Below are 18,128 nucleotides of genomic sequence, written 5' to 3' on the forward strand. Positions count from 1 at the left end.
AGCATCCCGCGGGGATCTAGCGTCGAGGGCATGACGACTACCGCACAGCAGCGCCCCTCGCGCGCGACGCGCTCCGTGCCCGCGCAGGGTGCACGGGCCGCCGCTCAGACCCGGGACTACTTCGAGCTCTCGCAGCGGGTGAAGGACGCCGGCCTGATGGGGCGCAACGTCCGCTCCTACATGGTGCGCACCGTCGTGCTCACCCTCGCTCTGGTCGGCGCCTTCGTGCTGCTGCTGACCCTCGGCGGCACCTGGTGGCAGCTGGCCGTCGCGGCATTGTTCGGGATCCTGTTCACACAGTTCGCGTTCCTCGGCCACGACGCCGCGCACCAGCAGGTCTTCTCCTCCGGGAAGCGCAACGCCTGGTTCTCCCGCATCATCGGGAACCTCGTGGTGGGACTCGCGATCGCCTGGTGGAACCGCAAGCACAACAAGCACCACGCGAACCCCAACACCATCGGCCGCGACGGCGACATCGCCGGCGGGGTGCTGGTGTTCATCCCCGAGGAGCAGGCCGAGCGCACCGGCTTCATGGCCTGGTTCGCCAAGCGCCAGGGCTGGGCCTTCTTCCCGATCCTGACACTGTTCGGGTTCGTGCTGCACTACGAGGGCGTCACCGCGCTGCTGAAGAACGACAAGGTCAAGCACCGCCGCGTCGAGATGCTCCTGGTGCTGATCCGCGTGATCGGGTTCCCTGCGGTCGTGCTCTCCACCCTGGGGCTGGGGATGGGCATCGCGTTCCTCGCCGTGCAGATGGCGGTCTTCGGCGTCTACATGGGCTCCTCCTTCGCCCCCAACCACAAGGGCATGCCGCTGATCCCCAAGGGCCTCGAGGTCGACTTCCTGCGTCGTCAGGTGCTCACCAGCCGCAACATCAAGGGCGGCCTGCTGATGAACTGGGCGATGGGCGGGCTGGACCTGCAGATCGAGCACCACCTGTTCCCGCGGATGCCCTCGGCGAACCTCCGCAGGGCCAAGCCGATCGTCAAGCAGTTCTGCGCCGAGCGCGGCATCACCTACACCGAGACGGATCTGCTCACCTCGTACGGGATCATCATCCGCTACCTCAACCGGGTGGGCCTGGGCCAGGCCGACCCGATGGACTGCCCGCTCGCCGCCCAGCTGCGCGGTGCCTCGGTCTCCTGACCCCCCTCGCTGACCGCGATCCCCGATCCCGAGCTGCCCGCGCCCGGGCTGGCCGCGTCCGCCCCGTCACGGCGCGCCGCCCGCGAGGTCCCGGGGCAGGCGGTATGGTCGCCCCATACGCCTACCCCTTCACGGGCAGTGCAGCCCCACTCCGGTGGCCGGTCGGTACGGGGCGTCCGTGGAGGCCGACCCGGCCGGGATCACCACCATGTCTTCCACCCCGCGCTGGTCGCCCGGCGACCAGGTGACCTGGACCTACTACACCCCACAGCACCCCACCCGCACCGTCCGCCCCGGCACCGTCGTGCTGGACGACGATCGCGGCGTCGTGGTGTGGATCGCGCCCGGCACCGAGGTGCTGCTGCCCGTCCTGGAATCCGGTGCTGCGCTGCGCCGTGCCGGCGACGAGGGCATGTTCACCGCCCCGCGCCTCCAGTCCAAGCAGCTGTGGACGGGCAACGGCATCCTCATGATCGGCCTGCCGGAGGCGCCCTACTCGATCTGGCTGTTCTACAAGGATGACGGCTCCCTGGGCTGCTACTACGTGAACCTCGAGACCCCCTACGAACGCACCGACGAGGGGGTGCGCACGCGCGACCTGGTGCTCGACCTGGTGGTGCTGCCCCGCCGGGACTGGCATTACAAGGACGAGGACGAGCTGGAGGGCGCCGAACGCACCGGGTACTTCTCCCCTGAGGAGGTCGACGGGATCAAGGCGGCCGGCCGTGAGGCGGAGCAGCACATCGCCGACTGGCGCTACCCGTTCTCCGCCGGATACGAGTACTTCTTCCCGGACCCCAACTGGTCGCTGCCGCAGCTGCCCGAGCACTACACCTGGGACCTCGACCTCACGAGGCGGTGATCCGGCGTCCGCCCGATTTCGAGACCTGCTTGCGACCTCTCGGCCCTCCTTCCGCAGCAGTTCGTCCGGCCGACGGTGGCAGGATGGCTCCATGTCATCCGAGAACCTCACTCGCGACGAGGCCCGCAGCCGCGCCTCGTTCCTCAGCACCGACTCCTACGACATCCGCCTGGATCTCACCACCGACGAGCGGACGTTCCTGACGGAGACCACCCTCCGCTTCTCCTCCTCCGAGGCCCGGCCCACCTTCGTGGACCTCATCGCGCAGTCCGTCGAGGAGATCGAGCTCAACGGCCAGGTGCTGGAGGATCCCGCCTCGCGCTTCGACGGCGCCCGGGTCCAACTGCCTGCACTGGCCGAGGGGGCGAACACGCTGCGGATCCTGGCGACCGGCCGGTACATGAACACCGGCGAGGGCCTGCACCGCTTCGTGGACCCGGTGGATGAGGAGGTCTATCTCTACACCCAGTTCGAGGTCTCCGATGCCCGCCGCATGTTCGCCTGCTTCGAGCAGCCCGATCTCAAGGCGACCTTCGCCCTGACCGTCACCGCCCCGCAGCACTGGCGGGTCATCTCCAACGCTCCCACTCCCGCCCCGTCGGCCGCCGAGGACGGCCGCGAGGGCGTGGCGACCTGGACCTTCGATCCCACCGAACGGATCTCCACCTATCTGGTCGCGCTCATCGCGGGAAACTACCAGGGCGGCACCGGGGAGGTCACCACCCGTGACGGCCGCACCATCCCGATGGGCGTCTTCGCCCGCGCCTCGCTCGCCGAGCACGTCGACGCCCAGAACGTCATCGACGTGACCCGCGCCGGCATCGATTTCTACGAGGAGGCCTTCGACCAGGACTTCCCGTTCCGCAAGTACGACCAGGTGTTCGTGCCGGAGTACAACATGGGGGCGATGGAGAACCCTGGCGCGGTCACCTACGTCGAGGTCTATGTCTTCCGTTCCGAGGTCTCCGATGCGGTGCGCGAGCGCCGCGACCTCACGATCCTCCACGAGCTCGCCCACATGTGGTTCGGCGACCTGGTCACCATGCGCTGGTGGGACGACCTGTGGCTGAACGAGTCCTTCGCCGAGTACGCCTCCACCCTCGCCAGCGCCGAGTCCACCCGGTGGACGGACTCGTGGACCACCTTCGCCCTCTCGGAGAAGGGCTGGGCCTACCAGCAGGACCAGCTGCCCTCCACCCACCCGGTGGTGGCGGACATGGTCGACCTCGAGGCGGTGGAGACCAACTTCGACGGCATCACCTACGCCAAGGGCGCCTCCGTGCTGCGCCAGCTCGTCGCCTACGTGGGCCGCGAGGAGTTCTTCGCCGGGGTGCGCGCCTACTTCGCCACGCACGCCTGGGGCAACACCGAGCTGAAGGACCTGTTGGTCGAGCTCGAGGCCACCAGCGGCCGCGACCTCAGCAGCTGGGCCGCGCTGTGGCTGCAGCGGGCCGGGGTCAACACCCTGCGCCCGGTGATCGAGCGCGATGCCGAGGGCGTCGTGACCCGCTTCGCGATCGCCCAGACCGCCCCGGTGGAGCACCCCACCCTGCGTCCCCATCGCCTGCAGGTGGGCGGCTTCTCGCTGCAGGACGGTCGCCTGGTGCGCACCGAGTCCGTCGAGCTCGACATCGACGGCGAGCTCACCGAGGTCCCCCAGCTCGCCGGGAAGCGGGCGGACCTGTGGCTGCTCAACGACGGCGACCTCGCCTACGCGAAGGTGCGCCTGGACGAGGCCTCCCTGGCCGTCGCGATGGAGCACCTGCGCGATCTGGACGACTCCCTGGCCCGCACTCTGCTGTGGTCCGCCGCCTGGGACATGGTGCGCGACGGCGAGCTGCCCAGCCGCCGCTTCCAGCAGCTGGTGCTCGCGAACCTCACCGGTGAGGACTCCTCCTCGGTGGTGCGCACCCTGCTGCAGCAGCTGGAGACCGTCGCCGGGCCGTACGCCGCCGTCGATCAGCGGGCGCTGCGCACCGAGAGCGCGGCGAGCGCCGTCTGGCAGCTCGCGGAGCAGGCCGAGGCCGGCTCCGACGCCCAGCTGCAGCTGCTGGAGACCTTCGCCCGCCTCGCCCGGACGGAGGAGCACCGCCACACCCTCGAGGGCCTGCTGGGCGGCTCCATCACCCTTCCCGGCCGCACGATCGACACCGACCTGCGGTGGAAGCTCGTCATCTCCCTGGCCGTGCTGGGCGGGATCGATGCCGCCGGGATCGACGAGCAGCTCGCCTCGGACGACACCCAGTCCGGACGCAAGCACGCCCTCACCGCCCGTGCAGCCCTGCCCACCGAGGTCTCCAAGGCCAAGGCCTGGCGGCGCACGATGGAGAAGGACACCCTGGCCAATGAGTCGGTCACGGCCGTCATCCAGGGATTCCGCCGCGTGGTCGACGAGGAGCTGCTGACCCCGTACCGCCAGCGCTACTTCGACGTGATCTCGCGGGTGTGGGCCGAGCGTTCGCACGAGATCGCGACCCGACTCGTCGGCGGCTACTTCCCCCACTCCTACGGCGGCCAGGGCGTGCTGGACGCCGCCGATGCCTGGCTCGCCGAGGCGGAGGACGCCCCCTTCGGGCTGCGCCGCATCGTCATCGAGGGTCGCGACACCGTGGCCCGACAGGAGAGGGTGCGCGCCGCGGACGTGCAGTGAGACGAGCTGTGCACCGAGCAGTGAGCAGAGCTGTGCTCTGAGCACGTCCGGGCGGGGTGGGACGGTGACCCACCTCGCCCAGTCCGGCCCCAGACATCCGCCCCGTCGGGCGTTATCGTCGAAGGCATGTTGGACGACCCCCTGGAATCCGGACCGCTGTGGTCCGCCCCCTCCGCCGACGACGCGCTGTCCCTGATGGATCAACTGCTGCGCTGGCTGGCCACGAGCGGTGTGAAGATCGTGGTCATCATCGTGGCGGCCGGTCTGCTCAGCCTGTTCGCCGGGTGGCTGCTGCGTCGCTTCTTCCGCACGATGGTGCAGTCCGGTTCGAAGATCTCCACCATGACCGGCACCGTCATCCGTCGGGACCCCAAGTCGCAGAAGGCCGCCCAGGCCCGCCGTGAGCAGCGCGCGCACACGCTGTCGAATGTCGCCCGCAGCATCGCGCACGTGCTGATCTGGGCGATCGCCTCGATGATGATCCTCTCCGAGATCGGGGTGAACATCGCCCCGGTGATCGCGAGCCTCGGTGTGGTGGGCCTGGCCGCCGGCATCGGCGCGCAGACCATCATCAAGGACGTGGTCGCCGGCGTGGTGATGCTGTTCGAGGACATCGTCGCCGTGGGCGACTGGGTGGACCTCGAGTACGCCGAGGGAACGGTCGAGTCGATCAACCTGCGCGCCACCCAGGTGCGCGGCATCGACGGCGTGCTGTGGACCGTGCGCAACGGCGAGATCATCCGCGTCGGCAACTATGCGCGCGGCTTCTCCACCGCCGTGGTGGTGCTCGACATCGACGCCGAGGCCGACGACGAGCTGGTCACCCAGGTCGTGGAACGGGTCTCCGCCGAGATCACCCGCGATCCCGCCTGGGACGACACCGTGCTCGGCGGCGCCGACATCACCGGCATCCTGGATGTGGATGCGAACCGCTACCAGCGCCGCGTCACGATCCAGACCGCGCCCGGGCAGCAGTGGGGCGTGGAGCGCGAGCTGCGCGCCCGCATCCGCGCCGCCTTCGCCGAGGCGGACATCGCCTTCGCGATGCCGCGCTTCGTCGAGACCATGAAGCACTGACCACTCCCTCACCCTCCCCCACCAGCATCGGAGCCAGCCCGCCATGACCAGTCCGTCCCCCACCCCGGAGCAGATCAGCTTCTACGAGGCCGTCGGGGGCCACGCGACCTTCGTGACCCTCGTGGACCGCTTCTACGAAGGCGTCGCCGAGGATCCGGAGCTGCGCCCGATGTACCCCGAGGAGGACCTCACCGGTGCGAAGCACCGCCTGACCACCTTCCTCGAGCAGTACTGGGGCGGGCCGAAGGCCTACGGCGCCGAGCGCGGCCATCCGCGGCTGCGGATGCGTCATGCCGTCTTCCCCGTCTCCCCGTCGGCCCGCGATGCATGGCTGCGCCATATGCGCGCCGCCCTGGACACGCTGGAGCTGGCCCCGCTGCACGAGCAGACCCTGTGGGACTACCTCGACCGGGCCGCGCAGTCGCTGGTGAACACGGTCGACGGCGGGGAGGCACCGGCCGCCGGCCAGTCCGTGCCCGATCGGTTGAGCTGAGCTCGCGCCCTCCGTCGCGTCCTCCGTCGCGCCCTCAGTCGCGGAACTGCAGCGGCTCGCCGGTGAAGCGCTCGAGCCCGGAGCGGGTCTCCTGCTCCAGGCGCACCGGCCGGCCGGTCCCCGCGTCGACGAGCACCACGACCGTGCGCGCCCGGGCATAGGGCGTCGCGCCGGTCGGGTCATCGCGCGTGAGCACCAGGTAGTCCACGGAGAGGCTCGCTCCCCCGAGGCGCGAGAGCCACAGCCGCACCACCACGCCGTCGCGGCGGTGCTCGAGGGAGCGGAGGTACTCGATCCGCTGCGAGGCGATGACGGTGCTGAGCGCCGAGCCGGCTCCGCTGATCGGCAGGGCCGCCGGTGGCTGCGGGGCACCCAGGGCGAGCTGCTCGGCCGGCGGCTGCCAGAAGGCCGCGATGCGCGCCTCCTCCAGCAGCCTCACCACGGCGGCGTTGTTCACGTGCCCGTAGGCGTCCAGATCCGTCCAGCGCACCGCGATCGGGATGTCCAGCGGGCCGGGGGTGAGATGGGAGGCATCGACAGCGGCATGGGAGGGCATGGGGATCATCGTAGGTGCCCCGGCCAGTACCATCGGCCCATGACCTTCCCGCACACCGACCCCTCGCAGATCGCCGCCGGCCTCGTGGACCTGCTGGACCTGCGCGAGATCGCTCCGTTCGGGGACTTCTCCACCCCGGCCACCGTCGCCGCGTACCAGGGCGACTCCTCCCCCCAGCCGGGAGGGCACGTCTTCGGCGGGCAGGTGATGGGCCAGGCGGTCACCGCGGTGGGGCGCACGGTCTCCCCGGGACGTCGCATCCATTCGATGTACTCCTACTTCCTCGCCCCCGGCGATCCCTCGCACCCGATCCGCTTCCAGGTCGATGCGCTGCGCGACGGCGGCTCCTTCTCGGTGCGCCGGGTGCTGGCCACCCAGCCGGGGAAGGAGGCCGACGAGGAGGAGCGCACGATCCTCGCGATGACCGCCTCCTTCCAGGAGAGCCAGGACGGGCTCGAGCACCAGGAGCGGGCACCCGAGGCGCCGGATCCCGAGGGCCTGCCCACCACCGCCGAGGTGCTCACCGGCATCGACCATCCGGTGGCGCGGTACTGGTCCACCCAGCGGCCGATCGACATCCGGCACGTCACCGATCCGATCTACCTGCGACCCGATCCGGCCTCCGACACCGCCGATACGCAGATGGTGTGGATGCGCACGCTCGCCCCGGTCCAGGCGGAGCCCCTGCTGCATGATGCGATCCTCGCCTTCGCGAGCGACTACACGCCCTTCGAGCCGATCCTGCGCCGGCAGGGGCTGAGCTGGATGACGCCGGGGCTGAAGATGGCCACGATCAACCATGCGATCTGGTGGCACAAGCACGCCGACGCGAACGACTGGCTGCTGTACGTGCAGCGCTCCCCCTCCGCCTCCGGCGGGCGCGGCCTCACCCACGGCCAGGTCTACGACCGCGCGGGGGACCTCGTCGCGACCGTCACCCAGGAGGGCATGATCCGGGCACGGTCCGAGGCCTGAGCCTGCGAGGCGACCCGCCGATCAGCGGTGGGAGCCGCCGCTCACCCCATGGCCTCGCGCGCGGCCTGCTGAGCGCGGGGCAGAGCCTCGGCCGCGTCGGTGTCGCCGCGGAACACCTCGGCGATGATCGGCAGCGCCGTGCCGGTCGCGATCGCCGAACGGTCCCCGGTCTCGGGACGGGACGCCGTCTCGGGCGTCTCGATCCCGGAGACATCGACCCCCGCCTCCGCCCAGCTCTCCTCCCAAGCGCCGCGCAGCTCCCGGTGCGCGGGGATGCCCAGTCGGTTCTCGGCGAGCGAGCGCTGCCCGTCGGCGCTCCCGAGCCAGGTCAGCAGCTCGATGATCGCCTTCTCCCGGTCCTCGTCGTCCGGATCGACGCCCACCGCCGCGATCGCATGCACGAGCGGACGGGTGCCCTTCGGCCCGGCGACGACCGGGTGGATCCCCCAGTCGAAGCCGCCGCCGATCTCCTCGGTGAGGGTGTGGAGGTCGTAGGTGCCCGTCTGCAGCAGGCCCAGCTTGCCCTCGAGGAACAGGGTGCGGCACAGCGTCGGGTCCTCCACCGTGTCCTTCCCGGCCGGGGCGAGGTGCTCGGCGGCGAGGTCCGCGAGGTACTGCACGGCGTCGATGCCCTCGGCCGAGGCGAAGGTGAGGGTGCCGTCCTCGTCCTGCCAGCTGCCGCCCTGGCCGGCGACGAAGGGGCCCAGCACCGCGGTGCGGTCGGGATGCGCGCTGAATCCGAAGACGGTGCGCGCCGACGGGTCGAAGTCGTCCTCACCGTGCTTGCGCCCCTCCGCGTCGGTGGTGAGGGCGGCGGCGAGCTCCCGCAGCGGATCGGTCGGGGCCGCGGCATCGAAGGTGAGCGCCGAGGCGTCCCCCTCGGCCTCGGCGACCAGCCCCTCATGGGCGACCAGGATGCTCTGCTCCCAGATCTGGGGGACGCCCCACAGACCGTCGTCGAGACGGTAGAGGTCGGTCGCTGCGCTCTCCCAGCGCGCCGCGGCATCCCCCACCTCCTCGCCGATCTCCAGCAGCTCCCCGCCGGCGTGCGCCTGGGCGAGGTGCGCCGTGTTCATCCAGAGCACGTCGGGGAGGTCACCGGAGGCGACGTCCAGCGGCAGCTGGGTCCAGTAGTCGTCCCAGGTCAGCACCTTGAGGTCGACCTCGATGCCGGTGGCCTCGGTGAACTCCGCCAGCGAGTCCTCGTAGGCGGCGGCCGCGGCCTCGCTCCACACGCGCATCCGCAGCGCGTCGCCCTCTTCAAGCTCAGCCGCCTCATCCCCTGAACAGCCCGCGAGCACCCCGACCCCGGCCAGTCCCGTCACGGCGGTGGCGAGCAGGAGCTGGCGACGGGTCGGCACGGGGTCGAGGCCTTTCGTACGGGGTGCGGTGGTTCCGCTCAGGCGGTGGCGACCAGCCCGAGCTCGGCGCGGGAGGCCAGCACCGGGTGCTGCGGGGTGACGCGCACGGTGTAGCCCACCGTGCCGGGTGCGGCGAGCGCGAAGCGGGCCGACCAGCGGCCGTCCTCCCCGCGCTGCAGCGGGATCAGTTGAGGATCGATGATCTCATCCTCGGGCCCGATCTCGCCGAGGACCGCCTCGATCAGCACGTCCGTGTCGCGCAGTCGACCCAGCTCGACCTCGGCGGCCAGGGTGACCTCCGCGCCCGTGGACACCTCGGCCCCCTCGCCGCCGCCGGTCCCCTCCAGGGTCACCCCGTTCACGGACACCGCCGGCCAGGCCTGCTGGAGCTCGTCCCTCCAGGCCGTGAACTCCCCGGCCAGCGCCGGATCCGCCTCGAACGCGGTGGCGGCGCGGGCCGCCGGCAGGTACAGGTCGGTGACGTAGTCACGGACCATGCGCGCGGCGGTGATCTGCGGGGCCACCGTCACCAGCGAGGCACGGACCTTGGTCATCCACCCGTGCTGCATGCCGCGGGCGTCCCGTGCGTAGAACAGCGGCACGATGGACTGCTCAAGGATCTCGTAGAGCGCATCGGCCTCGATCTCGTCGCGGCGCGCCTGATCCTCGACCTCGGCGGTGGGGATGGTCCATCCCGCCGCGTCGTCCTTCATCTCATCCCACCAGCCGTCGGAGACCGAGAAGGTGAGGCCGCCGTTGAGGACGGCCTTCATCCCCGACGTGCCCGAGGCCTCCTCGGGACGGATGGGGTTGTTCAGCCACACGTCGGAGCCGGCGATGAGCACCGAGGCCATACGGATGTCGTAGTCGGGCAGGAAGGCGATCCGGTGGCGCACGCCGTGGTCGTCGGCGAAGCGCACCAGCTGCTGGAGGAACTCCTTGCCGGGACGGTCCGCCGGATGGGACTTGCCCGCCACCACGATCTGCACGGGGCGGTTCTCGTCCAGCAGGATCCGCTTCAGCCGCTCCGGGTCGCTGAGCATCAGGGTGAGCCGCTTGTAGGTCGAGACCCGACGCGCGAAGCCGATGGTCAGCGCGTTCGGGTCCAGGATGTGATCGGTCCAGGCGAGCTCCGCCTCGTCGGCGCCGCGGCGCAGCCACGAGTCCTTCACGTGCCGGCGTGCCATCGTCACCAGGTCCGCGCGCAGCGCGTCACGGGTCTCGGTGAGCTCGTGGTCGGTGAGGGTCGACAGGGCGCTCCAGTCGCTGAGCGAGGAGACGTCGACATCGCCCATCGACTTCTTGAACAGATCGTCCATGTGCGCCGAGGTCCAGGTGCGGCGGTGCACGCCGTTGGTGACCGAACCGATCGGCACCTCCGGCACGTCGAAGCCCGGGTAGAGGTCCTGGAACATGGCGCGGGAGACGGCGCCGTGGAGCTTCGCCACGCCGTTGGAGCGCTGCGCGATGCGGAAGCCGAGCTGCGCCATGTTGAAGATGTCCCCGCCCTCCTCGATGCCGAGGGCCAGCGCCGCCTCGACGGGCAGGGAGGGGATCAGGTGGGACAGACCCGAGCCGTCGGCGTCGAGGTAGCCGCGCAGCTGGGAGGCGTCGAAGCGGTCGATGCCCGCAGGAACCGGGGTGTGGGTCGTGAACACGGTGCCTGCTCGCACCTGGGCGACGGCCTCGGAGAAACCGGCACCGGCCTGCATCCTCCGGCCCACGCGCTCGAGACCGGAGAATCCGGCATGGCCCTCGTTGAGGTGGAACACCGACGGTGCCGGGGCGCCCACCAGCTCGGTGTAGGCCTCCACCGCACGCACGCCGCCGATGCCCAGCACGATCTCCTGGACGATGCGGTGCTCGTGGTCCCCGCCGTAGAGGCGGTCGGTGATCTCGCGAGCCTGCTCGTCGTTGCTCGCGAGGTTGGTGTCCAGCAGGAGCAGCGGGATGCGGCCCACCTGGGCGATCCACACCGCGATCTCGACCTCGCGCCCGCCGGGAAGCGAGACGGAGACCGTGAGCTGCTCGCCATCGGCGCCGAGGACCGGCTCGACGGGGAGCTGCGCGGGATCGTTGAGGCGGTACTCCTCCTGCTGCCACCCGCTGCGATCCAGGGACTGGGAGAAGTAGCCCCACTGGTAGAGCAGGCCGACGGCGACCAGCGGCACGCCCAGATCCGAGGCGGACTTCAGATGGTCACCGGCGAGGATCCCGAGACCGCCGGAGTAGATCGGCAGGGTCGGGCTGATCCCGAACTCCATGGAGAAGTACGCGACCGAGGAGCCCGATCCCTCGCCCTGCGCGCCCGGGACCGTGCGCTGGAACCAGCGACCGGAGTCGAGGTAGGTGCGCAGGTCCCCCACCTCGGAGCGCATCTGCGCGAGGAAGGCCTCGTCCCGCGCCACCTCGGCCAGGCGACCGGCCGAGACCTGCGAGAGCATCGCGATGGGGTTCTCGCCGCTGGCGACGAAGACCTTCGGGTCCAGGGTGCGGAAGAGGTCGACGGTCTGTCGACGCCAGGTCCAGCGCAGGTTCAGCGCCAGGTCGCGCAGCGGCGCGAGAACGCCGGGGAGGTCGGAGGAGACCGTGATCGTGGAGAGCGGCTTCATGGCACCACGGTACCCGACGCAGACCCTTGATCTTGCATCCGTCTTGCGCGCCGTCGACGAGCAGTCATATCGTCGCCATTGCGCGTTCACCAGGGATGATGGCCAGCACGCCGTTGTCGAAGCGCCGCCGATCCGCCCACTCCGGACACTCCTTGCAAGATCTTGCCGCGCGGTCCAGAAGCGCGCTGCGCAGCGCGTCGCGCGGTGCGCTGTCTCCCGTCCCCGGCGCGGTCACCGCATCGGGCCTCCCTGCCTGCGACAATGGTGCGGCACCGCGGGGGCGGTGCCCAGAACTGAGCACCGAACGCACGGAGGCGCCCGATGGGGAGCGACATAGGGACCGGGGAGCTGCCGGCCATCCCGGAGGACACCGTCGACCTCGGGGAGCGTCTGGATCCGGTCCGGACGCTGCTGCGACGCACCGCCATGAGGGACCAGCGCGCCGCCGCCGCCCTGGTGGACGTGCTCGGTCCTCGCATCCACGGACTCGCCGTCCATGTCACGGGGTCCTCCGCGCGCGCGGCCAAGCTCACGGTGAGCGTGCTGCGCTCCTGCCTGCGCGATGCCGGTGAGCTCGCCGCCAGCGGGCTGCCCGGGGAGGCGGCCGTGCTCGACAGGGCCCGGCGCGCCGCCGTGGCCACCAACCCCACCGGTGACGTCCGCTCGCTCGCCGGCCCCGGCCCCGTCGCGGACCGCACCAGCGATCGTCGGGAGGTCGACGTCCTCAGGGTGCTGCTGGAACTGCCTGCGGAGCAGCGCGCTCTGGTCGAATCCGCCGCTCAAGGCCGATTCACCTACTCGGGCTCGGCCCGGCAGCAGGCCGCACTGACCCTCGCGGGCGTGCTCGATGCGCTCGTGCCCTTCGGCGGCCCCCGAGATGCGGAGACCCGAGGGCTCAGCGCTCTGGACGCGCTCGCGCTGGCGGATGCCGGGGAGCGCCTGCGCCTGCGGGACCTCACGCGATCCCCGGAGACCGCGGTCATCCATCGCCACGCGATCGAGGCCGCCGCCCGACTCGCCCTGCTCACCGCGGTCCCGCCCTCGCGGGACCTCCATCTGGCCGTGCTCGAGGGGTTCGGCGCCGCCCCGTCGGCGTCGGCGCAGCAGTCCTCGCAGGCGCCCTCCCCGGCCGCTCCCCTCTCCCCCGGCGCCACGCCGGCGGAGCCCGAGCCGGTCTACAGCGGCGACTACGCCACGCCGGTGCTCGGCACCGACTCCCAGCGCCGCATGGTCGGTCCGCCGGCGATGGCGGGTGGGCCGCACGGCAGCGCCGCGGAGCCGTCGGCCGGTTCCCCGCCGACCCCGAACGCCGAGGCCGCACCCCCGCTCGGCGCACAGGACGGCTCCTCGGCTCCCGCTTTCGCCTTCCGCAGCGCCGACGAGAAGGATCGCTCCCGGCGCAGCCGCCGACGGGAGAGGCAGCGCGCCCGCGCAGACCGACGCGGGATCCCCTGGTTCTCCCGCAGCCTTGCGGTGCTCTCCCTCGTCGCCGCTCTCGTGCTGGGGGTGATGCTCTGGGACTCCCACCGCCAGCTGGAGGCCTCCGAGTCGTTCTCCGATGCCTGGGCCGATCACACCATGACTCCCGGTGCCCAGCTGGTCCCGGGCCTCAGCGACAACGGCACCTGGCAGGTGGTGCTGACCGACGAGGGACTCGCCCTGCGGGCCGAGGGGGTCGCAGGCTGGGAGGGCGAGGTGCTGGAGCTGTGGGGCGAGACCGATGGCGTCCAGCGCAGCCTCGGCGTGCTCGACCTCGCGGCGGACGGCACGATCGAGTTCACCTCCGAGCGGTCCGACGAGCGGGTGTTCGTCACGCGGGAGATGGCGCCGGGCAATGAGTCCGGCTCCCCCTCCGCCAAGGTGGTCGCGAACCTCGACCCGCAGGCGGAGACCGTGGACGGTCCCTGACCGACGACGGGCCCTGACCGCCCGCGGCCCCAGCACGCGCACGGCCCCTGAAGGACAACGGTCCTGGAACGACGACGGACCCCGCTCGCCGAGGCGAGCGGGGTCCGTCGTGGCGCGAGGCCTGCCGACGACCGGTGTCAGTCGCGGGTGAGGCGCCGATAGGTGACGCGATGGGGACGCGCGGCGTCCTCGCCGAGGCGAGCGACCTTGTTGGCCTGGTAGGACTCGAAGTTGCCCTCGAACCAGTACCAGTTCGCCGGGTTCTCCTCGGTGCCCTCGTAGGCCAGGATGTGGGTCGCGACCCGGTCCAGGAACCAGCGGTCGTGGGAGACGACCACGGCGCAGCCGGGGAACTCCAGCAGCGCGTTCTCGAGCGAGCCGAGGGTCTGCACATCGAGGTCGTTGGTGGGCTCATCGAGCAGGAGCACGTTGCCGCCCTGCTTGAGGGTCAGCGCCAGGTTCAGGCGGTTGCGCTCACCACCGGAGAGGATCCCGGCCTTCTTCTGCTGGTCCGGGCCCTTGAAGCCGAACTGGGAGACATAGGCGCGCGAGGGGATCTCGACCTTGCCGACCTGGATGTAGTCCAGCCCGTCGGAGACGACCTCCCAGAGGTTCTTGTCCGGGTCGATGTTCTCGCGGTTCTGGTCGACGTAGCTGATCTGCACGGACTTGCCGATCTTCAGCTCGCCGTCGTCCAGCGGCTCGAGGCCCACCATGGTCTTGAACAGCGTGGTCTTGCCGACGCCGTTGGGGCCGATGACGCCCACGATGCCGTTCGGGGGCAGCGTGAAGGAGAGCCCGTCGATGAGGATCCGCTCGCCGAAGCCCTTCTTGAGGTCCTTGGCGTCGATCACCTGGTTGCCGAGCCGCGGACCCGGCGGGATGGTGATCTCCTCGAAGTCGAGCTTGCGGGTCTTCTCCGCCTCTGCGGCCATCTCCTCGTAGCGGGCCAGTCGCGACTTGGACTTCGCCTGGCGGCCCTTGGCGTTGGAGCGCACCCACTCCAGCTCCTCCTTGAGGCGCCTGGCGAGCTTCTGGTCCTTCTTGCCCTGGACGGTGAGGCGCTCCTCCTTCTTCTCCAGGTAGGTGGAGTAGTTGCCCTCGTAGCCGATGAGGTGACCGCGGTCGACCTCGGCGATCCACTGGGCGACGTGGTCCAGGAAGTACCGGTCGTGGGTGACGGCGATGACGGCGCCCTCGTACTGCGTGAGGTGCTGCTCGAGCCACAGGACGCTCTCGGCGTCGAGGTGGTTGGTGGGCTCATCGAGCAGCAGCAGGTCGGGCTTCTCCAGCAGCAGCTTGCACAGCGCCACGCGGCGACGCTCACCACCGGAGAGGTGGGTGACGGGCTCGTCGCCGGGCGGGCAGCGCAGCGCGTCCATCGCCTGCTCGAGCTGGGAGTCGAGGTCCCAGCCGTTGGCGGCGTCGATGTCGGTCTGGAGCGTGCCCATCTCTGCCATCAGCGCGTCGAAGTCGGCGTCGGGCTCGGCCATCTCCTCACCGATGGCGTTGAAGCGCTGCACCTTCTTGAACAGCTCGCCCATGCCCTCCTGGACGTTCTCCAGGACGGTCTTGGACTCGTCCAGCGGCGGCTCCTGGAGCAGGATCCCGACGCTGTAGCCGGGGCTGAGGCGGGCCTCGCCGTTGGAGGGCTGATCGAGCCCGGCCATGATCTTCAGGATGGTCGACTTGCCGGCGCCGTTCGGGCCGACCATGCCGATCTTCGCGCCGGGGTAGAAGCTCATGGAGACGTCATCGAGGATGACCTTGTCGCCCACGGCCTTCCGGGCCTTGTACATGGAGTAGATGAATTCAGCCAACTCGTGTTCCTGTTCGGAGAGGGGGTTCTGGGATTCTCACCGGCGCGCCGGGGCGCGGCGCCGCACGGGATGTGTCGCAGTGTCCGACTCTACCCCGCCGCGCCGGGCGGGACCCCCAGCAGCGACATCAGCAGCACCAGCCCGGTGAGCAGCCACCAGGACCCTCGGGGCGGCGCCCACCGCCTCCGCCCGGGTCCACTGGTGACGGGCCCAGCGGGCGAGGCACCCGCTCACCGCCGCGAGCACCACGGCGGCGAGATGCACTGCCACCAGCGGCAGGGACAGGCGCGCAGCCGCACGCCCTGCAGATCGTGCGCGGAGCGGCACCGGACCGGATGGCCGCTGCCGCGGGAAGGGCTCCGTCAGTCCAGCGGGACACCGCGGGCGGTCAGCACCCGGCGAGCGATCTCGGCCCCGTGCTCGGCGCCCTCGGCCTGGTCACCGTTGCGCGGCCAGAGATGGGCGTCGATGCCGAGCGCCCTCGCGGCCTCGACGTTGTCCTGGCGGTCGTCGAAGAAGATGATCGCCGAGGGGATGGACACTCCCCCGGTCTCGTGCGCGAGCACGTCCAGCAGCAGGTCGTAGATCTCCCGGTCGGGCTTCACGGCCCGCTCCTCGGCGGAGATGACGGCGAGGGTGAAGGCCTCGAACCAGTCGGTGCGCCGCACGGCCTCGCCGAACGACTCCGAGGCGTTCGACAACAGTGCCAGGCGCACCTGGTTGCGTGCGAGGTCATGGATCAGCTCTCGGGCCGCGGGGTCCAGTCGCAGGAAGTAGCGGTTGTCCGCGCCCTGCACCTCGGTGATCTCGTCCTCGGAGAGCTGCTCGACGCCGACCGCGGCGGCCACCGCCCCCCAGTACTCGGTGGTGCTCAGGGACCCGCTGTCGTAGGCGGCACGCTCCGCCCAGAGGGCCCGTTCCAGAACCTCGGCGTCCCCGCCGAGGAGCTGATGGACATCGGGCACCGGGTCGTGCCCGGCGCTGAGCACACCACCGAAGTCGAAGACGACGGTGGGCTTCGGCGGTGTACGGCGACGGTTCTTCTTGCTCACGGGGTGGTCACGTCCTCACAGGTGGGAAGGCCTTCGGTGCTGCCGGTCTCGGCGATGGTCTCGGTCGCGGTCAGGGACTCCTCGAAGGTGGAGACGGCGACCACCTCGAGTCCGTCGGGCACGTAGCCGACGACCTCCTGGCAGTTCTCGCTGGGGGCCAGGAAGAACTCCGCCTCGGACTCGACGGCCCCGACCATCTTCTGGCGGATGCCGCCGATCGGGCCGACGGCGCCGTCCGCCGCGATGGTCCCGGTGCCGGCGACGCGGTGCCCTCCGGTCAGCGCCCCCGGAGTCAGCTCGTCGTACACGGAGAGGGAGAAGATCATCCCGGCGCTGGGTCCGCCGATGTCCCCCACGGCGATCTCGATGTCCATCGGGAACTCGTATCCCGGCGAGAGCACCACTCCCATCATCGACGTGCCGTCCACCACAGAGGTGGGCACCTCGAGCTCGAGCTCCTCGCCACCCCGTCGCACGGTCATCGGGATCGGCTCCCCAGAGGGGACGGCGCGGATCAGCTCGCGGTACTCCTCGACGCCCTGTGCCGTCTCCCCGCCGATGGAGACGATCACGTCACCGCCCTCGAGGGTGTCCTCGGCCGCTCCGCCCTCCTCGACCCCGGCGACCATCACCACGTCCTCGTAGTCGATCCCGAGCTCGTCCAGCGCGACGGCGACGGCGCCCTGCTGGGAGGTGCTCATCGCAGCGGTGTTGCGCAGGCTGGTCTCCTCACGGGTCTGTCCCTCGGGGAAGACCACCTCGCGCGGCATCACCATCTCGGAGCGGTTGAACCAGGCTGCGACGACCTCCACGGGGGTGACCCGGTAGCCGGGGCCGCCGTCCACCGAGACCGTGGTCATCATGAGCGCCCCGTCGGTCTCGTGGGTCTCGGCCCCGTCGATGAGGAGGATCTCCTCGTCCTGGTACTCCCCCAGGACGTCGATCGCCGGGCCGGGCCGCTCGATGACGTAGGGCACCGGCATCAGCGATCCGCCCAGGATCATCACGCACACCACGAACAGGGTGATCAGCGCCAACCGCGGCCGCGCGAGCTGGGCGTCGTCGAGGGTGCGGGCGGCCAGCGCCTGTGCCCGGCGAGGGAGCGAGGGGCGGGAGGGTGCGTCGGTCACCCCGACATTGTGCCCCACCTCCGGCGCGTCCCCAGGGGCGGTCGGTAGGCTGGTCGCCCCACGGACTGCTGGAGGTGGCCATGAGCGATGCCCCGATCCCGGGTGGACCCGGTGACATGGACGAGGAGGCGCTGAAGCGCTTCTTGAAGGAGACCTTCGGGGACGCGCTCCCCGAGGGCGCGCTGGACGGCCTGGACCTGTCCGCGCTGGCCCAGCAGGCGAACCTGCCGCAGGATCCCGCCCAGCTGCGGGCGGCCGCCGCCCAGATGCAGCACATGTTCGCCGCCCAGGGCGACAGCCCGGTGAACTGGCAGATGGCCGAGGACATCGCGCGACGCGCTGCGGCCGGCCAGGCCGGGATCCCCGGCGCCCCGGCCCCGAGCGGCACCCCGGGCGATCCCGCTCCGACGGACTCCGCCACGGCGGAGCTGCGCCAGGCCGCGCAGGTCGCGCGCCTCTGGCTGGATCCGGTGCTCTCGATCGATG

13 protein-coding genes and 1 pseudogene are annotated in these 18,128 nt (G+C 70.9%); 8 read left to right on the forward strand and 6 right to left on the reverse strand.

Going from position 1 to position 18,128, the window contains the following annotated elements; translation table 11 throughout:
- Positions 1-30 precede the first annotated feature (30 nt).
- The 5 genes from VF289_RS05015 to VF289_RS05035 all read left to right on the forward strand — a co-directional run bounded on the left by VF289_RS05015 (position 31) and on the right by VF289_RS05035 (position 6,228).
- A complete protein-coding gene (locus VF289_RS05015; protein WP_330881724.1) occupies positions 31-1,146 on the forward strand; it encodes an acyl-CoA desaturase in 1,116 nt (371 codons plus the stop codon).
- Positions 1,147-1,354: 208 nt separating this feature from the next.
- Positions 1,355-2,008: a DUF402 domain-containing protein gene (locus VF289_RS05020; protein WP_330881726.1), complete on the forward strand. Its 654-nt coding sequence runs from the start codon at positions 1,355-1,357 to the stop codon at positions 2,006-2,008.
- A 91-nt stretch (positions 2,009-2,099) separates the two neighbouring features.
- Positions 2,100-4,658: an aminopeptidase N gene (pepN, locus tag VF289_RS05025; protein ID WP_330881728.1), complete on the forward strand. Its 2,559-nt coding sequence runs from the start codon at positions 2,100-2,102 to the stop codon at positions 4,656-4,658.
- Positions 4,659-4,784: 126 nt separating this feature from the next.
- A complete protein-coding gene (locus tag VF289_RS05030; RefSeq protein ID WP_330881730.1) occupies positions 4,785-5,735 on the forward strand; it encodes a mechanosensitive ion channel family protein in 951 nt (316 codons plus the stop codon).
- A gap of 43 nt (positions 5,736-5,778) precedes the next feature.
- Positions 5,779-6,228 (forward strand): globin, encoded by a 450-nt coding sequence (locus VF289_RS05035; RefSeq protein ID WP_330881732.1) that lies wholly within the window; start codon positions 5,779-5,781, stop codon positions 6,226-6,228.
- A 34-nt stretch (positions 6,229-6,262) separates the two neighbouring features.
- Here the strand turns inward: VF289_RS05035 and VF289_RS05040 are convergent, their stop codons facing one another.
- Positions 6,263-6,784: a thioesterase family protein gene (locus VF289_RS05040; protein WP_330881734.1), complete on the reverse strand. Its 522-nt coding sequence runs from the start codon at positions 6,782-6,784 to the stop codon at positions 6,263-6,265.
- 39 nt (positions 6,785-6,823) lie between these two features.
- On the opposite strand from VF289_RS05040, the gene VF289_RS05045 reads away from it, so the two are divergent.
- Entirely contained in the window at positions 6,824-7,759 is a 936-nt protein-coding gene (locus VF289_RS05045; protein WP_330881736.1) for an acyl-CoA thioesterase II, read from the forward strand.
- A gap of 41 nt (positions 7,760-7,800) precedes the next feature.
- Here the strand turns inward: VF289_RS05045 and VF289_RS05050 are convergent, their stop codons facing one another.
- Positions 7,801-9,120, reverse strand: a complete 1,320-nt coding sequence (locus VF289_RS05050; protein WP_330881738.1) for an ABC transporter substrate-binding protein — start codon at positions 9,118-9,120, stop codon at positions 7,801-7,803.
- 38 nt (positions 9,121-9,158) lie between these two features.
- Positions 9,159-11,732, reverse strand: a complete 2,574-nt coding sequence (gene glgP / locus VF289_RS05055; RefSeq protein WP_330881740.1) for an alpha-glucan family phosphorylase — start codon at positions 11,730-11,732, stop codon at positions 9,159-9,161.
- Between the two features lie 321 nt (positions 11,733-12,053).
- On the opposite strand from glgP, the gene VF289_RS05060 reads away from it, so the two are divergent.
- Positions 12,054-13,640, forward strand: coding sequence for a hypothetical protein (locus VF289_RS05060; protein WP_330881742.1), 1,587 nt, complete (start codon positions 12,054-12,056; stop codon positions 13,638-13,640).
- Positions 13,641-13,777: 137 nt separating this feature from the next.
- Here the strand turns inward: VF289_RS05060 and ettA are convergent, their stop codons facing one another.
- From ettA to VF289_RS05075, 3 genes are all read right to left on the reverse strand, one after another.
- Positions 13,778-15,460: an energy-dependent translational throttle protein EttA gene (ettA, locus tag VF289_RS05065; RefSeq protein WP_330881744.1), complete on the reverse strand. Its 1,683-nt coding sequence runs from the start codon at positions 15,458-15,460 to the stop codon at positions 13,778-13,780.
- 362 nt (positions 15,461-15,822) lie between these two features.
- Positions 15,823-16,512: an HAD-IA family hydrolase gene (locus tag VF289_RS05070; protein ID WP_330881746.1), complete on the reverse strand. Its 690-nt coding sequence runs from the start codon at positions 16,510-16,512 to the stop codon at positions 15,823-15,825.
- Entirely contained in the window at positions 16,509-17,642 is a 1,134-nt protein-coding gene (locus tag VF289_RS05075) for a YlbL family protein (RefSeq protein ID WP_330881748.1), read from the reverse strand. The genes VF289_RS05070 and VF289_RS05075 overlap by 4 nt, the downstream gene beginning before the upstream one ends.
- A gap of 80 nt (positions 17,643-17,722) precedes the next feature.
- Here VF289_RS05075 and VF289_RS05080 point away from each other — a divergent pair.
- A pseudogene (locus VF289_RS05080) lies at positions 17,723-18,128 on the forward strand (hypothetical protein); the annotation flags it as partial.

This window comes from Brachybacterium sp. (assembly GCF_036379615.1).
In the GTDB taxonomy this organism is placed as follows: domain Bacteria; phylum Actinomycetota; class Actinomycetes; order Actinomycetales; family Dermabacteraceae; genus Brachybacterium.